The organism is Agrobacterium sp. M50-1 (assembly GCF_049843495.1).
GTDB classification, from domain to species: Bacteria; Pseudomonadota; Alphaproteobacteria; order Rhizobiales; family Rhizobiaceae; genus Agrobacterium; species Agrobacterium radiobacter.
The window spans coordinates 72,158-91,257 of sequence record NZ_JBBHZH010000009.1; the positions used below are offsets into that span (position 1 = coordinate 72,158).

A 19,100-nucleotide genomic window follows, 5' to 3' on the forward strand; every position below is an offset into this window, starting at 1 on the left:
TCATCAGCCGCCTTAAGAAGCCTCGGTCAGCGAATTATCGGCTTCGGCGGCAGTGCCCTCCCCGGTTTCCTCCTCCAGAAAGCCGAGGGAGGTGGCGCGGATCAGCCTTTCCTGATGCATGAGAAGATGCTGGCGCATGGCTTCACCGGCGCGCGCCGGATCACGGTCGGCGATGGCGTCGACAATGGCCATGTGCTGTTCGAAAGACGCCCTCACATTTGTTCCGCTGCGTCGGGCGAGTTCCCGTATCGACTGCCAGGCGTCATCCTGGCGGACACGATTGATGACATCGAAAATCGAGAGAAACAGCTTGTTGCCGGCGCTCTGGGCGATCTGCCGATGTAGCGAGCCGTCCCACAATTCCTTGGCATCGGCATCCGTGCTCTGACCGGTCTTTTCCACCAGCGCACGCATGCGCTCCACCTCGGCCGGCTTGGCGCGCATCGCCGCTAGCTGCGCCAGCTGCGGTTCGATGCGCAGGCGCACCTCCATGATTTCCATGAAATCCGTACCGGCGACCAATTCCGTGACCTGGGCGGACCAATCATCAGGTTTTTCACCCACAAAGGTTCCCGCCCCCTGCCGCCGCCAGATAAGACCTTCGGCTTCCAGAACCTCCAGCGCGCGGCGGATCGACCGGCGGCCGACGTTAAAAGTCTCCGCAAAGGCCCGTTCCGTCGGCAGGCGGCCATCCCTGACGAGATGATTCGCCTGAATATATTCACGCAACCGCGCCAGCGCGTAGTTGGAATTGTCGTTAGGGCCTGCCGCCACACCGCACCATTTGCTTGAACCAATCTTACATTGGTTCATTTGGTGAGAAATTTTCGCCGACGTCAAGCGCATTTTTGAGCGACAATTTTTGACGCTCAAAATATGGGCATGTGGCGTTTTTTTGACTGCGGAGATAGGACGCAGGGGCATAGCGTTCGCGCGCGCCCTGCTCTCTTTAAGGCCCGATGGAAAGCCTGATGCGCCCCGATAGATGTTCGCCGGGTGCTACGATCCTGACGCCCAGCGCTTCCCGCTGCGCCTCCGGCAAGCCGAGCGCTCCGGCGGCCATGGAAACGGGCTCGAGGCAAAGATAGCTGTCCATGCGGTGCATAGCCAGATGACCGAAAACGGGATCGGCCTCGATCAGCAGTGAAAACCTGCCGAATTCGACATGCGCATTTGACCAGTCTGTGTAGTGCAGCGTGTATCCTGTCGCTGCGGGAATGGCTGCTGTGTGGCGAGGGGTTGCGGGCTGGCCGGTCGGCACGTTCTGCGGATCCAGCGGATATTCCTTCCTTGCATTCGTTCGCGCGTTGCAGCCAAATCCTGCAGCCAGATAGGGATGCCAGCCCAGCGCCATCGGCGCAGGCGCATCCGCCAGATTGGTGATCGACAGGTCCACGGTGAGGCCGGCGTCTTCAAGCAGAAAAGACTGTTCAGCGCGGAAGGAAAACGGCCATTCCCCGTCAGCCTCATAGTGGAGTATCAGCCCCGCCCGATCTGAAGACAGGCCGGAAATCTCCCAAGCTCGCCGGTGCGCAGGCCCATGCATGGCATCAGGTGCAAGGGCCGGATGCGGCAGGAGATCATGGCGGATGCCCGCATGAACGAAGGAGCCGCCATAGAGCCTATTGTGGTAAGGAAACAGCGGATAGGCGCCGGCGCGCGGCCAGTTGAACGGCTGGAAATCCTCCCCGGTTGCTGGCGCCAGAATATCACCGTAGTCCGCGTGGTGCAGATGGGTCATCCTGCCGCCCCATGCGGGACGCAGGCGGGCAGAGAGCCGCCCGCAGGCAATCGCGATCGTTTCAGGCAAAGGCATAGGAGCCGTCAGGCCGTTTCGGCACCCGTCTCTGCCAGTGAATGTAACCGTCTTCCTGCATGGCTTTTTCATCCATTTCCACCCCCCAGCCGGGACGATCCGGCCTCAGTTCCAGATATCCGTCCTTCGGCAGATAGGGGTCGACGACATAGCGGGTTTCATCCTCGCGTTTTTCAAGATCGGTGCCGCCATAGACGTAGCATTGCCCTTTCGGCAGCCGGTATTCGAGAATGCGGAAATTCTGCTGGGCGGCGGAGAAATGCACGTTGACGGCGGTGGCGAGCGGCCCCATCGGGTTATGCGGCGCAATGCTGACGAAATGGGCTTCCGCAAGCGTGGCGATACGGCGCATTTCGGAAATGCCGCCGACGACGCAGATGTCAGGCTGAATGATGTCTGCACCCTTCACCTGAAGAAGCCGCAGGAACTCGTTGCGATTATAGAGACTTTCACCTGTTGCCAGAGTGCAGTTCAGCCCCTGTTTCAAGTCTCCCCACATCTCGATGTTTTCGGGACGCAAAGGCTCCTCGAAGAACAGCGGATCGTAGGGGGCGAGCGCATTGCCAAGCTGGCGGGCGGCGGCGGGTTCGAAAATCTTGGCATGGGCGTCAAAGGCGATGTCGTAGTCAGACCGCACGGTCTCGCGAAGCGAGCGGAAATAGTCCGCCGAACTGCGCACCACCTCCCCCCAGCGATGGGCGTGAATATCGACGCGCCACGGGCTGAGCTTGAAGGCCGTGAAGCCCCAGCCTTCGTTGAGGCGGTCGAACTCTTCCTTTGCCGCCGGCGCATCCGGCGCCGTGTAGACGCCGGCATAGACCTTGATGCGGTCGCGCACTTCGCCGCCCAGCAGCTTGTAAACAGGCACGCCCGCCGCCTTGGCGGCAAGGTCCCACAGGCAATGATCAAGCGCCGAAATCGCAGACAGACCAAGCGCGCCAGGCGGAAAGCGGTTCTGCTGGAGAAGGAGATTGTAGAGATATTCAACCCGTGTCGGGTCCTGCCCGGCGAGGAAACCGTAGAGGTAGTCCAGCACCGGCGGCAAGGCGAGATCGGGGCCGTGATTGTAACATTCGCCCCAGCCGGTCAAACCGTCATCCGTATCGAGAGCGACGATGACGCGGGGGCGGTCCTTGTCGCGGGTGACGAATACCCGCATGCGATCGATTTTCATGCTTAGTCTTCCTCATAAATTGCAGCGCGCAACGGGCGCAACACTATCGGGCGGCGATCCCGTTTTTGATCTCGGGCGGTTCGACGTAGCGGAACCTGCGGGTGCGGTCGCGGTCCCGCGGGTCCGGGCGCGGAATGGCGGAAAGAAGCGCCTGCGTATAGGGATGGTCGGGCGCGTTGCAGACCTTTTCGGCGTCTCCCACCTCGACAAGCTTGCCGCGATACATCACCCCGACACGGTCGCACATGTATCTGATTACGCCGATGTCGTGGCTGATGAAGATGTAGGCGAGACCAAGCTCGTCCTGCAGACGCATCAGCAGATCCAGCACCTGGAACCGCACCGAAACATCAAGCGCCGATGTCGCCTCATCCGCAACGATGATGCGCGGTTTCAGGGTGATGGCGCGGGCAATCCCGATGCGCTGGCGCTGGCCGCCGGAAAAGGCGTGCGGGTAACGTTCGCGCCCGGCAGGATCGAGACCCACCTGCTCCATCAGGGCGCAGACGCGTTCATCCAGTTCCCTGCCCCTGGCAATGCCGTTGACCAGCAACGGTTCGCCGATGACCTGCGCCACCGTCATGCGCGGATTGAGCGAGCCGAAAGGATCCTGGAAAACCATGCGCAATTCACGCCGCGCGGCCTTCAGTTCGGCACCTTCGATCTTGGCCAGATCGACGACTGTGCCATCCGCCCGGCGATAACGCATTTCGCCGCCGGTCGGATCGTATAGACGCATGATAGAACGGCCCATCGTGGTCTTGCCGGAGCCGCTTTCGCCGACGATGCCAAGCGTCTCGCCCGGCAGAAGCTTGATCGACACACCATCCAGCGCCTTCATTTCACCGAAGTGCATGGAAAGGTCGTTCACTTCGAGCACCGGCGCAGCCGTTAGATCGAGCGGAGGCCGCGCAAGCCGGATTTCCGCCTTCTGCTCAAGCTTCAAAACGGAGCCGATCAGCATGCGGGTATAGGGGTCCTGCGGGCTGTGGAATATCTGTTCGACAGCGCCATATTCCTTGGCGACGCCGTGATGCATGACCAGCACGTCATCGGCGATCTGCGCCACCACGCCCATGTCATGGGTGATGAACAGCACCGCCATGCCGTGCGCCTTTTGCAGCCGCGATATCAGGTCGAGGATTTCGGCCTGTGTGGTGACGTCAAGCGCCGTCGTCGGTTCGTCGGCGATCAACAGTTGCGGTTTGCAGGCCAGCGCCATGGCGATCATCGCACGCTGGCGCATACCGCCCGAATACTGGAAAGCATAGCGATCCAGCGCCTTTTCGGGATTGGGAATTTCCACCTGCCGCAGCAGCTCGATGGCCTCGGCCCGCGCCTGTGCCTTGCTCATTTTCAGATGCAGACGCAGGACCTCGGTGATCTGATCACCCACGGTGTGCACGGGCGACAGCGACGACATCGGCTCCTGAAAAATCATCGCGATATCAGCGCCTCGCACCGAGCGGATGGCCCGGCTGCGCGGATCAAGTTTTGCCAGATCGAGCGACGTCCCATCGGCGCGGTTGAGGATGATCGACCCGGACGCGATGCGGCCGGGGCTGTCGATGATCTGCAGGATCGAACGGGCAGTGACGGATTTGCCGGAGCCGCTTTCGCCGACAACGCAGAGGGTCTTGCCGGGATCGATGGAAAAAGACAGGTCGTTGACCGCCCGGAAGACGCCGTTTCTGATCGGAAATTCGGTCACGAGATTGCGAACTTCAAGCAGCGGCCTGGCGGGCTTCATGGAGAGGATGTCGCTCATCAGGACCTCACTTATTATAGGGATCGGCTGCATCGCGCAGGCCGTCACCGAGCAGATTGAGCGCCATGACGGCAATGACAACAGCGACGCCCGGCAGGAACAGCCACGGCGCGGTTGCGATCGAGCGGATGTTTTGCGCCTCGCGAAGCAGCACGCCCCAGGAAATCGTCGGCGGCTGGAGGCCGAGACCGAGGAAGGAGAGCGAGGTTTCCGCAAGGATCATCGCCGGAACCGCAAGCGTGACCGAGGCGATGATATGGCTCGAAAAACTCGGCAGCATATGGCGGAAGATGATGCGCCCTTCCGGCACGCCATCCAGCCGCGCCGCGGCCACGAATTCTTCTGTTCTAAGCGACAGGAAGCGGCCACGCACGACGCGGGCGAGCTGCGCCCAGCCGGTCAGGGACAGGATGATGGTGATCATCATATATTGAAGCGTGGCAGGCCAGCCCTGCGGCAGGGCGGCGGCCAGCGCCAGCCAGATGGGAATGGTGGGCAGCGACAGCACGAAATCGATCACGCGCTGCATGACGAAATCGATGCGGCCGCCATAATAACCGGAGATACCGCCCAGAACGACGCCGAGCAGCAGCGAGAAAAACACACCAACGAGACCGATCGACAGGGAAACCTGCGCACCCTGCACCACGCGGCTGAAGACATCGCGGCCAAGGCGGTCCGCGCCGAAGAGGAAGAGCGGGCGCGTCTTGTCGGTGGAAGCCAGCAGGTGGATATTCGTATTGAACAGGCCCAATACGGAATATTCGTAGCCCCTGCCAAAAAGCTGGATCGGTATTTTCTTGGCCGTATCTTCCACGAACACCGCAGCCAGCGTTTCGGGGTTACGGGTCAGCTTCAGCGGATAATAATGCAGCCCGAGCGAGAAACCCTCGGTCGTATCGACGAAATGGACGCGCTGCGGCGGGTGGAAGGTGGCGCGGGCGTTCTGCAGCACCGGATCGTTGATGGCGAAGAAGCCGGGCACCAGCGCAACGATATACATGGCAATGGTGATGAAGAGCGCGGCCATGGCCAGCTTGTGGCGCTTGAATGCCCACCAGATGAGCTGCCACTGCGAGGCGACGGCGGCGCGGTCCTGCCGGGCATTGGTGGTAATGGTGATATCGCTCATGGCGCCCTCCTATTCGAGACGGATGCGCGGATCGACCAGCGCAAGCAGGATGTCGCTGATAAGCGATCCGATCAGCGTCAGCGCGCAGATCAGAAGCACGAAGGCGCCGGCGAGATACATGTCCTGCGCCATCAACGACTGCAAAAGCAGGGGGGCGGCCGTTGGCAGATTAAGCACGATGGCGACCACCACGGAGCCCGAAATAAGATTGGGCAAAAGCCATGCGATGGTGGAAATGAACGGGTTGAGCGCAATTCTGAGCGGATATTTCGTCAGCAGCTTGAACTCGGACAAGCCTTTCGCCCGCGCCGTGGTCACATAGGGCTTGGGCAACTCGTCCAGCATGTTGGCGCGCATGACGCGGATGAGGCTCGCGGTGGAAGACACGGCAAGAATGGCGACCGGCAGCCAGATATGGGCCATAAGGTCAACCATCTTGGCGATGCTCCAGGAGGCCGTTTCATATTCGGCTGAAAACAACCCGCCGACATCGGCCCCGAACTCCACCGCCGCCACATACATCAGCACCAGCGCCAGCAGGAACGAGGGTATGGAAAGGCCGAAGAAGGAAAAGGCGGTGAAGAGATAATCGCCGATCGAATATTTGCGCACGGCAGAAAAGACGCCGATCGGAAGTGCAATTGCCCAGGTGGCGAGAAGGCTTGCGATGGCGAGAACCAGCGTCAGCGCCATGCGCTCCCAGATGAGGCCTGAAACCGGCTGCTGCCACTCGAACGAAATGCCGAAATCGCCACGGCTGATGATGCCCCATATCCACTTCAGATATTGCACGATCATGGGATCATCGAGGCCGAAACGTTCACGCAGCTGCGCCGCGGTATTGTGGTCGATGACCTCGTTGGAGGCGGCCAGCGTGGCGATATAGGTCGTCACATAGTCGCCGGGCGGCAGCTGGATCAGGACAAAGGCAAGGAAACTGACGGCAAACAGGGACGGTATCATCCACAGCAGGCGTTTTACGATAAAAAGCAGCATGTCGCTCTCGCAATCACATTGTGCCATACGCACCGCCTTCCATTAAGGAGACGGGATGCGGATGGTCGAAACAACCTGAGAGGCGTCGCCGCGTCACGGCAGCGACGCCCATGTGGTGGTATCAGCTTGTGAAGGTGAACTGTTGCGGCAGCGCCGGGCCGGGGTTGGGCCATGTCCAGCTGTCGGGTTCCGTTTCCGGCACATTGCGCAGATTATTGCGGATGATGCCGAAACCACCCACGGCAAGGCAGAGACCGATCGTCTCGAACTCTTCCGCCGCGATATCGAAGATTTCCTTCATCTTCTCACCGCGCTTGGCAAGGTCGGCCGTCGAGCGCGCCTCGTCAAACAGCTTGAAGCGCTTCTTCTGGCTTTCCGGCGGCTCTTCGCCCTTCTGGCCATTCGAGGTGTACCAGAGCGCCCACGGAATGGCGTAACGCGACCCCTGCGGATGGAAAGCGAAGAAATCGCGCGGATCAAGCATCGGATCGAGACCACCGGGGCCGGGCCAGACGGCGGCATCATGGGCGTTGTCATCGCCGCGTGTATAATAAAGCGCGCGTTCGATGGTGTTGACCTTGATGTCGACGCCGATCTGCGCCCATTGCGCCTTCACCAGTTCCAGCGCATCGACGAGATCAGGATAGAGCGTCGGGATGACGTCGATCGAGAAGAAGACGGGCTGGCCGTCAGGCCGCAACCGCATGCCGTTGCCGTTCTTCTTGTCGTAACCGGCCTTGTCGAGAAGCTCGTTCGCCTTGTCGGCGTCATATTCGGTGAATTGCCGCGCCAGCTTTTCATTGTACCAGGGATGTGTCGGTCGCGGCCCGGCCTGATAGCCCTCGCTCTGGCCGAAATAGACGATGTCGATGATTTCCTGCCGGTTGAGCGCGATGGACAATGCCTGGCGGAACGACTTGTCCGCGAACATCTTGCGCATCGCCGGGTCTTTGTGGGTGATGTTCAGGTAGATCTGGCATTGCTGCGAAGCAGACGGCACCAGCGTCAGCAGGCGGTAGTCACCCTTCTTCATGTTCTGCGACAAGGTGGGCTTGTTGGCGAGAACGCTGATATGGCGCTCCTGAATGTCGATCTTGCCGGAAATGACGTTCAGCATCAGCGATTCGACATCCTGCGAAATGCCGAAATTGATTTCGTCGATATAGGGCAGCTGGTTGCCTTCGGTATCAACCTGCCAGAAGTAAGGATTGCGGGTCATGACCACGCGTGTCGCACCACCGGAATAGGGTTCCTTCACCACCCACGGATCAAGGGTCGGCTTATCGACATTCGACCAGCGGGAGGGAATTTCTATATCACCGCACTTCGCCCGGAACAGTTCCGTCCAGCTGGAGACACCAGCAGCCTTCACATCGGCATCGAGCGCCGTGTTGTATTTCGGCAGGAACTTGCTGCAATAATGCTTCGGAAACAGCGTCGGATGCTGGCCGAGCGGTGTGGCGAGATTTTCGAGATAAAGCGCATTCGGCGCTGCGAATTTAAACTTTACCGTGAAATCATCGACTTTTTCGACATCGACCGCCTTGCCCGCGACGGAGAGCTGCGCCGGTGTGGCGCTGTAAAGTTCCTTGTTCTTGATGCAGTCCTCGATGGCGAACACCACATCATCCGCCGTGAAGGGATGACCATCAGACCATTTCGCGCCCTCCAGCAAATGGAAGGTGAATTGCGAAGCATCGTCGTTGACTTCCCACTTCACCGCAAGGTTCGGCAGAACCTCGGTGAAGTCCATGTTCCAGCGAACCAGCCCCTGATTGCCGACCATGCGCAGGATGCCGTTATGGTCCGACGAACCGCGCAGGCCGCGACGCAAGGTGCCGCCATAGGAGCCGATTTTCTCGTGCGGTGTCACCACCATCGGGTTTTTCGGCAGACGCTCGGCCAGGGGCGGCAATTTGCCGTCCTTTACCAGCGCCTCCAGTTGCGGCGCCTGCTTGCCGGCAGCAGCCCGCGCCGAGGTCCCGATGACGGAAAGGGCGGCCACGCCGCCAAGCCCCGCCATAAAGGTTCGGCGCGTTACGCCCAGTGAAAATGCTTCGCCATCGCGCATCGACAATCCTCCCAAAAAATCACCGGCAGCGAAACGGTTTTCACCGTACCGCGACAGCCCTCCCGGCCAGCCAGCACGCCGATCCTCCACCGGCAGTGGCAGACCATATGAGCGTTTTCAGATGATTACAAGTATTGACAGATTTTTACATATTTTTTATTCGTAGACCGGTTTTCAGGATCCGGCTTGAAGAAAAAATCGGTACAACAGCCCTCTCGCTCACAAAAACCCCGGTATTTCTGTTGCGATTGAAATGCAGGAAACCCATTAACTTCAGCGATTTGCAACGGAAGGGCTGCTGATGGACAATCAAACCGCATCTGCCGCCGCTCGAGGCGAGACTCGGCTGAGCGACATCATCTACGAAAAAATCATCGGCATGATTTCCGACGGGCGGTTTCCCGTGAACGAACGGCTGCCATCGGAACAGAATCTGGCGTCGTTGTTCGGCGCCTCCCGGCCGGTCGTGCGCGAAGCCCTGGAACGGCTGCGGAACGATGGCCTCATCGTCTCCCAGAAGGGATCGGGCTCCTATGTGCGCCAGCAGCCTGATTCGTCCGTGTTGCAACAGGTGCCTGTCGGTTCGCTTGCAGACGTGCAGCGGTTTTTCGAATTCCGGTCCGGCCTTGAATCTTCGGCGGCCGAACTTGCGGCGCGCAACTGGCAGGCCGCCGACAAAACCCGCATCGAGCAGGCCATTGCAGCGCTGGAACAATGTCTGGAGCGCAACGATCTCGGTGCGGAGGAAGACTTTGCCCTGCACGAAGCCATTGCCAAAGCGAGCCATAACCAGTTCCACATCACCGTGCGGATCTGGTTCAAGCCGCATTTCGCGATCGGCCAGTCGGTGACACGCAGCCTCAGCCTCAAGCGCACGCCGCAACATGTGCGCGAGGTGCAGAACGAGCATACGGCAATCGTGGAAGCAATCTTTGCGCGGCAGGAGCAGGCCGCGCATGACGCGATGAAAGACCACATCCTCAAGGCGCGCGCCCGCATGTTTCAGGGCGTCGGCAGCTAGAACCGTTTCCGCAATTCGAAGGATGAGGCCCTATAGGGCGATGGAGAATAATCAGTGAGCCAGCCGCGCATCATAGAGCCAAAACTCCGCTCCCTTATCGATACGCCGTTGAAGGTTGGAGAATCGCCGGCATGGGATGAGCGGACCGGCAATCTGTGGTTCGTCGATATTCTCGCCCCCGCCATTTTCTGCCTGCGTCCGGGCGGAAAACTCGACAGATATGATATGCCCGCCCAGGTGGGATGTCTCGGTCTTTGCGACAATGGCCTGATCGTGGCGGGTCTCAAGACCGGCGTGCATCTTCTTGATCCCGCGACCGGAAAACTCGAACTTCTGTGCGACCCTGACGAAGGGCGGCCTGACAGCCGCCTCAACGACGGGAAGGTTGGCCCGGACGGCCATTTCTGGGTGGGGACCCGCGACGAGGCCGCGATACAGACGGGCAATGCACGCCTCTATCGCGTCGCGCCGGATGGCGGCGTAGAGCGCATCATCGATGGCGACATGTTCACCTCTAACGGGCTCGCCTGGAGCCCGGATGGCAGGCGCATGTATCATTCCGACAGCAGCGGTCTCATGTATCAGGCGTTCGATTTCGATGTCGCGACGGGCCGGCTCGGGCCGGCCGAACGTCTTCACGATTTCGCACCGGACGAAGGCAGGCCGGATGGCGCGGCGACCGATTGCGACGGCTGTTACTGGAGCGCCGGCGTTCAGGCCGGACGTCTCAACCGTTTTTCACCGGATGGCGAACTGTTTGAGATTTACAGGCTGCCGTTCAGGGGGCCGACCATGCCGTGTTTCGGCGGTCCTGATCTCAAAACGATCTATCTCACAAGTCTCGTCACAGAGACTAACGGAATTGCCACGCCGGGCACGCTTGTTGCCTTTGATGCGCCCGTTGCGGGGGCAGCCGTACACAAGTTTTCCATCTGAAGACGCTTTCATCTTGAGGAAACCAGTTGATGACGACATTTGATTTTCGCCAGGCTCTGCACGGCATCTCCGGCGTTCCCGTAACAGCCTATGAGGCAGGCGGGGACGTCGATATTGGTGTCACGACAGAGGTCTATGCCCGCGTTGCAAGGGCGGGCATCCACAACATCGTTGCAGCCGGCAATACCGGCGAATTCTACGCTCTGACACCGGCCGAGATTCTCAGGGTCTACGAAGCCGCGATAAAAGGTGTTGATGGCAAAGCCCCGGTGACGGCGGCGATTGGACGCTCGCAGCGCGAGGCTCTCGCCATGGCGCGTCAGGCAAGGGAGATGGGCGCATCCGCCGTCATGTCCCATCAGCCGGTCGACCCCTTTGCAGCGCCTCAGTCGCAGATCGACTATTTCATCGGTCTGGCTGACGGCAGCGAACTGCCGCTGGTTGCCTATGTCCGCGCCGATGGTTTTTCGGTCGATGACATGGTGAGGCTTGCCAGCCATCCGAATGTCGCTGGCATCAAATTCGCAACGACCGACATCATGCTTCTGTCGCGTGCGATAGCCGCTTCCGATCAGAAGGGCGCGCTCTATGTCTGCGGCCTCGCGGAAAGCTGGGCGCCCGCCTTTTCGGCAGTGGGCGCCCGCGGCTTCACATCCGGCCTCGTCAACGTGGCTCCGCAATTCTCGCTTGAGGTTCATGAGGCCCTGACGTCAGGCGATTTTTCAGCGGCAAGGAAGGTCGTTGAAAAGATCGAACTCTTCGAGCGGCTGCGGACGCGCTATCGCAACGGCGCAAACGTGACAGTGGTGAAGGAAGCCATGGAAATCCTTGGCCTCAGGGTTGGCCCGGTTCGAGCGCCAGGACTTGCCCGTCTGGACGAACAGGATCGCAAGACGCTTGAGGGGCTGCTCGCCAGCTGGCGTTGACAGACCAGTTACCGGCAAGCTGCATTTTGTTTATGTAACATGCCGGCCATCGGCCGGCATATTCGTTGCGGGTGGCGCAGCAATCCTGCGCCACCGAAGGGGTCATGGATGTTCAGCCGAACAGAGCCAGACTGCTCCTCACGGTCACCCACACGCCCCAGAGAAGCGGAATGCCGACCGCAATCCAGGCTAGTGCCGCCTTGGCGTCCAGCCCGCCGCGTCCGATGCCGAAGGAACCCGTGGGGCCGGCATTGGCTGCCGCCGTCTTGGCCTGCAGCGCCGCGACCTCCGCGTCCGACATGAACCACTTGTCCGAAAGCGGCCGCACGAAGGCGTTGGCCACGAGGCCGATCGCCAGCATGCCCGCCAGAATATACATGGTGCTGGTGTAGAGCGCCGGCCCGGGCGCGACACCCGCCGCGATCTGCGCTTCGCGGATGTAGTTGACGACGACGGGACCGGCAATGCCGGCAGTCGCCCAGGCTGTCAGCAGGCGACCGTGGATTGCGCCGACGAACTGCGTGCCGAAGATATCGGCGAGATAAGCGGGAATGGTCGCAAAACCACCGCCATACATGGACAGGATGATGCCGAAGGCCAGAACGAACAGCGCCTTGTTACCCATCGTCGCCAGCGTCGGCGCCAGCGCATAAAGAACGATGCCGAGAATGAAGAAGCAGAAATAAGTGTTCTTGCGGCCGATCTTGTCGGACATCGACGCCCAGAAGAAACGTCCGCCGATGTTGAACAGCGAAAGCAGGCCGGTGAAACCGGCAGCAATCGCCGCAATCTGCGCCTTCTGCCCGGCGTCAAGGTCCGCAAAACCCACGCCAGGCAGGCCGATCAGCGAACCGGCGAAGATTTCCTGCAACATGGGCGAGGCCATGCCGATGACGCCGATACCGGCCGATACATTGAGGCACAGCACCGCCCAGATGAGCCAGAACTGCGGCGTCTTGTGCGCGTCGCGCAGATGCACATGGCGATGGGTTATCATGGCGCTTTTGGCGGAAGGCGCCGTCCAGCCTTCCGGACGCCAGCCCGATGGCGGAATGCGGTAACCGAAGGCGCCCGCCATCATGAAGACGAAATAGATCAGGGCCATGACGACGAAGGTCTGCCAGACACCGACCGAAACATCCGTCTTGAAGCTGTTCATCAGAAGATTGGCGAGCGGCGCGCCGATCATCGCCCCGCCGCCGAAGCCCATGATGGCCATGCCTGTCGCCATGCCGCGACGGTCCGGAAACCATTTGATGAGCGTCGATACGGGCGAAATATAGCCAAGGCCGAGCCCGACGCCGCCGATGACGCCAGCGCCCAGCCACATCAGCCATAGCTGATGGGTCATGACGCCGACCGCCGCCACCAGAATGCCGCCGCACCAGCAGCAGGCGGAAACGAAACCGGCCTTGCGCGGCCCCACTCTTTCCAGCCAGCCGCCCCAAATGGCCGCCGAGCAGCCAAGAAGAACGAAGAAGAGCGTATAGATCCAGCCGAGATCGGCCACGCGCCAGTTGCACTCGGTGGTGAACAGCGCGCCCAGAAGGGTAAGGCTGGAGCAGCTGGGGTCCGTCGCCGGCAACGCCTTCGACAGCGGTAGCCAGAACACGCTGAAGCCATAGGCCATGCCGATGCATAGATGAATGGCAAGGGCCGCCGGGGGCACCAGCCAGCGATTGAAACCCGGTCTTGCGATTATTCGTTCGCGGTCCAAAAACCCGGCTTGCGCCGCCTCTCCCGCCGTTGCGTCTGCTACTGCCATTGACATTACCTCCCTCGTGAATGTCTGGACATCTCAAATTCGCCCCGCCAGGCGAACATCGATATTGCCGGACGTCCTCCTGTCCGGCGGAAAGTCTGAATTGTGGTCGTGCCGCTCACGCCCCCGTGTTTTCGGGTATGCTCGGCTCGGAAAGGGACTCACCCGCAATTGCGCCCTTCCCGCCCGGAGCGCCCTTCGCATCACCGCCGAGACCAACCGCATCGGCTGCCGGATCACCGGGCCGCTTGATCTCCTTCGACGCAGCAAGCACAAGCGGCAGAAAATCACCGGCCCCGGCATCCACCATCTCGAAGAACCGGCGTCGCATGCGCGGCTCCCAGAACTTGTTGATGTGCGTGGCGACACCGTTGATGCGAATATCTTCCGGCTGCGACAGAAAAAATGTCGCGATCTGGTTCGCCATTCTCACCAGCTTTTCATCGGTGTGGTTGAGCAACATGACCTATTCCCCCGCGCCAACCGTCAGCCGACGCCTCTGTGTGTGACAAGGCCGGGCGCACCCGGCCCTCCTTATTCCGCCGCTTCGAGCTTGCCGGCGATGCGCCGTGCACGGCGGCCAAGCGCATCATATTCCTCCTGCCACTCGGTCGGCCCGTTGGAGGGCGAGACCTGCACGGCGGTCACCTTGTATTCGGGACAGTTGGTGGCCCAGTCGGAGAAGTCGGTGGTGATGACATTTGCCTGCGTGCCGGGGTGGTGGAAGGTCGTATAGACCACACCCGGCGCCACACGGTCGGTGATCAGCGCTCTCAGCGTCGTGTCTCCAGACCGGCTGCCGAGCTTGATCCAGTCGCCATCCTTCACGCCGCGCTGTTCAGCATCATGCGGATGGATTTCGAGACGATCCTCCTCGTGCCAGACGACGTTTTCGGTGCGCCGTGTCTGCGCCCCGACATTGTATTGCGACAGGATGCGGCCGGTGGTGAGCAGCAGCGGGAAACGCGGCCCGGTGCGCTCATCCGTCGCCACATATTCCGTTCGGATGAACTTGCCCTTGCCACGCACGAAACCGTCCACATGCATGATCGGCGAACCGTCAGGGAACTTCTCGTTGCAGGGCCACTGCACCGAGCCTTTTTCTTCCAGATAGGCGTAGGAAACACTGGCAAAGCTCGGCGTCGTTGCCGCGATCTCATCCATGATCTCGGACGGATGGGCGTAATTCCACGCAAGACCCATGGCTTGCGCCAGCTTCTGCGTCACTTCCCAGTCGGCATAACCGTTCTTCGGCGACATGACCTTGCGCACCCGGTTGATACGGCGCTCGGCATTGGTGAAGGTGCCATCCTTTTCAAGGAAGGTGGAACCCGGCAGGAACACATGGGCATAATTCGCCGTCTCGTTCAGGAAGAGGTCATGTACCACGACACATTCCATGGCGGCGAGACCGGCGGACACATGTTTCGTGTCCGGGTCGGATTGCAGAATATCCTCGCCCTGAATGTAGATGCCCTTGAAGCTGCCATCCACTGCCGCATCGAGCATATTGGGGATACGCAGCCCCGGCTCGTTGTTGAGTTTCACGCCCCAGAGTTTCTCGAAGACGTCGCGCGTCGCATCGTCTGAAATATGCCGGTAGCCCGGAAGCTCGTGTGGGAAAGACCCCATGTCGCAGGAGCCCTGCACATTGTTCTGGCCGCGCAGCGGATTGACGCCCACGCCCGGACGACCAATGTTGCCGGTCGCCATGGCCAGATTGGCGATCGCCATGACGGTGGTCGAACCCTGGCTGTGTTCGGTGACACCGAGACCATAATAAATCGCGCCATTGCCGCCCTTGGCATAAAGCCGGGCAGCACCACGCAGATCTTCCGCCGGAACGCCCGTGAAACGTTCCGTCTCTTCCGGGCTGTGCTGCGGCTCGGCCACGAAAGCCGCCCAGTCCTCGAATTCCGACCAGTCGCAGCGCTCGCGGATGAAGGCCTCGTTGAACAGCCCTTCCGTGACGATCACATGCGCCAGTGCCGTCAGCACGGCAACATTGGTTCCCGGAAGCAACGGCAGATGGAAAGCGGCCTCTACATGCGGCGTACGCACGAGATCGATGCGGCGCGGATCGATGACGATGAGTTTTGCGCCCTGACGCAGCCGCTTCTTCAGCCGCGAGCCGAAAACAGGGTGGCCATCCGTCGGATTGGCGCCGATCACAAGCACGACATCGGACTGCTCGACGCTGTCGAAATTCTGCGTGCCGGCGGAGGTGCCGAAAGCCTGACCGAGACCATAACCCGTCGGCGAATGGCAGACGCGGGCGCAGGTATCAACGTTGTTATTACCGAAGCCGGCGCGGATGAGCTTCTGGACGAGGAAGGTTTCTTCATTCGTGCAGCGGGACGAGGTGATACCGCCGATGGATTCCCGGCCATATTGCCCCTGGATACGCCGGAACTCCGAGGCAACGTGAGAGAAGGCCTCCTCCCACGTGACTTCCCGCCATGGATCGCTGATCTTTTCACGGATCATCGGGTTGAGAATGCGGTCCCTGTGGGTGGCGTAACCATAGGCAAAACGGCCCTTGACGCAGGAATGGCCGCGATTGGCCTGCCCGTCCTTCCACGGCACCATGCGCACCAGTTCTTCACCGCGCATTTCCGCCTTGAAGGAGCAGCCCACACCGCAATAGGCGCAGGTCGTGACCATGGAATGTTCCGGCTGGCCAATCTCGATCACCGATTTTTCGGTAAGCGTCGCCGTCGGACAGGCCTGCACGCAGGCGCCGCAGGAAACGCAATCGGAATCAAGGAACGCCTCATGCGCGCCGGGCGAGACGCGGCTTTCAAAACCGCGCCCTTCGATCGTCAGCGCGAAGGTGCCCTGCACTTCCTCGCAGGCGCGCACGCAGCGGGAACAGACGATGCATTTGGAAGGATCATAGGTGAAATAGGGATTGCTTTCGTCTTTCGGCATCCAGCGGGCATTGAGATCACCATCACCGCCGCGGGCCTTGACGTGGTTGTCGCCTTCATAACCGTAACGTACATCGCGCAGGCCAACGGCACCCGCCATATCCTGCAACTCGCAATCGCCATTGGCGGCGCAGGTCAGACAGTCGAGCGGGTGATCGGAGATATAAAGCTCCATCACGCCCTTGCGGATCTGCTTCAGCCGCTCCGTCTGCGTGTGCACGACGAGACCGGCAGCGACCGGCGTGGTGCAGGAGGCGGGGGTGCCGTTACGGCCCTCCACCTCGATAAGACAGAGACGGCAGGAGCCGAAGGCATCCACCATATCGGTAGCGCAGAGCTTGGGAACATCGATGCCCGCTTCACGCGAGGCGCGCATGATCGACGTTCCGGCCGGAACGGTTACCTGACGTCCGTCGATGGTGAGCGTCACCATGTCGGTCGCGAGGGATTTGGGGGTTCCATAGTCGAATTCTGTCACAAGGGCCATGGTCTTACTCCGCCGCTTCAACACGTGGGATGGGGGCAAAATCAGCCGGGAAATGCCGGAGCGCGCTCATCACGGGATAGGGCGTGAAGCCGCCGAGCGCACAGAGCGAACCGAATTTCATGGTTTCGCAGAGGTCTTCGAGGAGTGCGGTGTTTTTCTCCCGCTCGATGCCGAGCGCGATCTTGTCCACCGTCTCGACGCCGCGCGTCGAGCCGATACGGCAGGGCGTGCACTTGCCGCAACTTTCAACCGCGCAGAATTCAAGCGCAAACCGCGCCTGGCGGAGCATATCGGCCGTGTCATCGAAAACCACGATACCCGCATGGCCGATCAGGCCACCGGCGGCGGTGAAGGCCTCGTAGTCGAAGGTCGTGTCGAATAAGGAAACCGGGAAATAGGCGCCGAGCGGACCACCCACCTGCACCGCCTTGACGGGGCGGCCGGTGATCGTGCCGCCGCCGATATCATTGACCAGCTGTCCGAGCGGCAGGCCGAAGGCGGTCTCATAAAGCCCGCCATGTTTGATGTTTCCGGCAAGCTGGATCGGGATGGTGCCATGCGAGCGACCGACGCCGAAATCACGATAAAACGCCGCGCCGCGATCCATGATGACCGGAATGGAGGCGAGCGAAATCACATTGTTGACGACGGTGGGCTTGCCGAACAGGCCCTGCAGGGCAGGCAGCGGCGGTTTGGCGCGAACAGTTCCGCGTTTACCTTCCAGACTGTTCAGAAGCGAGGTTTCCTCGCCGCAGACATAAGCGCCAGCGCCCATGCGCACTTCCATGTCGAAGGCGCGACCGGAGCCGAGCACGGACGGGCCGAGAATACCCTCGCGCCGGGCGATCTCGATCGCCTGCTGCATGACCTTGATGGCGTAAGGATATTCCGAGCGCGTATAGATGAAACCTTTCGTCGCGCCGACGGCGAGGCCGGCAATCGCCATGCCTTCGACCAATACGAAGGGATCACCCTCCATGATCATGCGGTCGGCGAAGGTGCCGCTATCGCCCTCATCCGCATTGCAGACGATGTATTTCTGGTCGGCGACCGCATCCGCAACGGTCTTCCATTTGATACCCGTCGGGAAACCCGCGCCGCCACGTCCGCGCAGGCCGCTCTCGGTCACCTCGGCAACAATCTCCAGCGGCGCCATGGCGACGGCCTTTTCGAGGCCCTTCATGCCCTGATAGGCGCGATAATCCTCAAGCGACAGCGGATCGGTGACGCCACAACGCGCAAATGTGAGACGCGTCTGGCTTTTCAGGAACGGAATATCCTTCGTCAATCCAAGACAGAGACGATGCCCGCCGCCGGTGAGAAATCCTGCATCGAAGAGCGAAGCAACGTCGCTGGCCTTGACCGGCCCGTAGGCAATACGGCCATGCTCGGTGCGCACTTCCACAAGCACTTCAAGCCAGAGCATGCCGCGCGAACCGTTGCGGACAATATGCACATCGAGATTGCGGCTGGTCGCCTCGCGGCTGACCGCTTCGGCCACACGGTTTGCGCCAACGGCCAGCGCGGCGGAATCGCCGGGAATAAAAACGGTGACACTCATCGGCGCGCCTCCGCCAGAATGTCGCCAAGACAGTCCTCGTCAAGGCGGGCATGGACTTCGTCGTCCAGCATCAGGGCCGGCGCCTGAGCGCAAAGCCCGAGGCAGAAGACGGGTTCAAGCGTGACAGAGCCGTCAGCGGCGGTTTCGTGCCAGTCGAGGCCGAGCCGGGTCTTGATGGTGTCCGCAAGAGGCTCGCCACCCATCGACTGGCAGGCCTCGGCGCGACAGAGCTTTAAGACATGCCGGCCGGGCGGATGATCGCGAAAATCGGGATAGAAGGTTATGACGCCATGGACTTCCGCGCGTGAGATGTTCAGCGCGGATGCGATGATCTGTTTGGCGCTTTCCGGGATGTAGCCGAATTCTTCCTGCACCGCGTGCAGAATGGGCAGCAGCGGCCCCTCCAGGTGGAGATGTTCGTCAATGACGGCGGAAACACCGGCCGCCTCATCTGCGGCAACCACTCTGATATTCATAAGCCAGTCCTCCCAAACCGACGGGGGCAAGGAATGATGAGCGG

Annotated in this window: 15 protein-coding genes; 3 read left to right on the forward strand and 12 right to left on the reverse strand. The window is 60.8% G+C overall.

Annotation, left to right across the window (positions count from 1 at the left end):
* Window positions 1-12: 12 nt before the first annotated feature.
* From WDZ78_RS19780 to WDZ78_RS19810, 7 genes are all read right to left on the reverse strand, one after another.
* Window positions 13-813 carry a FadR/GntR family transcriptional regulator gene (locus WDZ78_RS19780; protein WP_425673978.1) on the reverse strand — a complete coding sequence of 267 codons (801 nt, stop codon included), beginning with the start codon at window positions 811-813 and terminating at the stop codon, window positions 13-15.
* 136 nt (window positions 814-949) lie between these two features.
* Window positions 950-1,816: an aldose 1-epimerase gene (locus tag WDZ78_RS19785; RefSeq protein WP_425673979.1), complete on the reverse strand. Its 867-nt coding sequence runs from the start codon at window positions 1,814-1,816 to the stop codon at window positions 950-952.
* Window positions 1,803-2,990 carry a galactarate dehydratase gene (locus WDZ78_RS19790; protein ID WP_003505685.1) on the reverse strand — a complete coding sequence of 396 codons (1,188 nt, stop codon included), beginning with the start codon at window positions 2,988-2,990 and terminating at the stop codon, window positions 1,803-1,805. The genes WDZ78_RS19785 and WDZ78_RS19790 overlap by 14 nt, the downstream gene beginning before the upstream one ends.
* Before the next feature lie 43 nt (window positions 2,991-3,033).
* The gene (locus WDZ78_RS19795) at window positions 3,034-4,758 is read right to left on the reverse strand and encodes an ABC transporter ATP-binding protein (protein ID WP_425673980.1); all 1,725 of its coding nucleotides are present in this window, start codon (window positions 4,756-4,758) and stop codon (window positions 3,034-3,036) included.
* Between the two features lie 7 nt (window positions 4,759-4,765).
* On the reverse strand, window positions 4,766-5,890 hold the full coding sequence (locus WDZ78_RS19800; RefSeq protein ID WP_425673981.1) for an ABC transporter permease: 1,125 nt from the start codon (window positions 5,888-5,890) through the stop codon (window positions 4,766-4,768).
* Window positions 5,891-5,899: 9 nt separating this feature from the next.
* A complete protein-coding gene (locus WDZ78_RS19805; protein ID WP_003505682.1) occupies window positions 5,900-6,886 on the reverse strand; it encodes an ABC transporter permease in 987 nt (328 codons plus the stop codon).
* A gap of 121 nt (window positions 6,887-7,007) precedes the next feature.
* Window positions 7,008-8,957, reverse strand: coding sequence for an ABC transporter substrate-binding protein (locus tag WDZ78_RS19810; RefSeq protein WP_425673982.1), 1,950 nt, complete (start codon window positions 8,955-8,957; stop codon window positions 7,008-7,010).
* Between the two features lie 301 nt (window positions 8,958-9,258).
* Between WDZ78_RS19810 and WDZ78_RS19815 the strand changes: the two genes are divergently transcribed.
* From WDZ78_RS19815 to WDZ78_RS19825, 3 genes are read left to right on the forward strand one after another with little or no spacing between them, the layout of a single operon-like run.
* Window positions 9,259-9,978 (forward strand): FadR/GntR family transcriptional regulator, encoded by a 720-nt coding sequence (locus WDZ78_RS19815; RefSeq protein ID WP_020009865.1) that lies wholly within the window; start codon window positions 9,259-9,261, stop codon window positions 9,976-9,978.
* A gap of 54 nt (window positions 9,979-10,032) precedes the next feature.
* Complete coding sequence (locus WDZ78_RS19820) at window positions 10,033-10,914, forward strand: SMP-30/gluconolactonase/LRE family protein (protein WP_425673983.1); 882 nt, start codon at window positions 10,033-10,035, stop codon at window positions 10,912-10,914.
* 29 nt (window positions 10,915-10,943) lie between these two features.
* Window positions 10,944-11,840, forward strand: coding sequence for a dihydrodipicolinate synthase family protein (locus tag WDZ78_RS19825; protein ID WP_425673984.1), 897 nt, complete (start codon window positions 10,944-10,946; stop codon window positions 11,838-11,840).
* A 112-nt stretch (window positions 11,841-11,952) separates the two neighbouring features.
* Here WDZ78_RS19825 and WDZ78_RS19830 read toward each other — a convergent pair whose 3' ends face one another.
* From WDZ78_RS19830 to WDZ78_RS19850, 5 genes are all read right to left on the reverse strand, one after another.
* Window positions 11,953-13,605, reverse strand: a complete 1,653-nt coding sequence (locus WDZ78_RS19830; RefSeq protein WP_425673985.1) for an OFA family MFS transporter — start codon at window positions 13,603-13,605, stop codon at window positions 11,953-11,955.
* Window positions 13,606-13,720: 115 nt separating this feature from the next.
* A complete protein-coding gene (locus tag WDZ78_RS19835; protein WP_003505676.1) occupies window positions 13,721-14,065 on the reverse strand; it encodes a formate dehydrogenase subunit delta in 345 nt (114 codons plus the stop codon).
* A 71-nt stretch (window positions 14,066-14,136) separates the two neighbouring features.
* Window positions 14,137-17,019, reverse strand: coding sequence for a formate dehydrogenase subunit alpha (fdhF, locus tag WDZ78_RS19840; protein WP_020009861.1), 2,883 nt, complete (start codon window positions 17,017-17,019; stop codon window positions 14,137-14,139).
* A gap of 4 nt (window positions 17,020-17,023) precedes the next feature.
* Complete coding sequence (locus tag WDZ78_RS19845; protein ID WP_425673986.1) at window positions 17,024-18,580, reverse strand: formate dehydrogenase beta subunit; 1,557 nt, start codon at window positions 18,578-18,580, stop codon at window positions 17,024-17,026.
* A complete protein-coding gene (locus tag WDZ78_RS19850; RefSeq protein WP_425673987.1) occupies window positions 18,577-19,056 on the reverse strand; it encodes a formate dehydrogenase subunit gamma in 480 nt (159 codons plus the stop codon). Before WDZ78_RS19850 ends, WDZ78_RS19845 begins: the two co-directional genes overlap by 4 nt.
* Window positions 19,057-19,100: the final 44 nt, after the last annotated feature.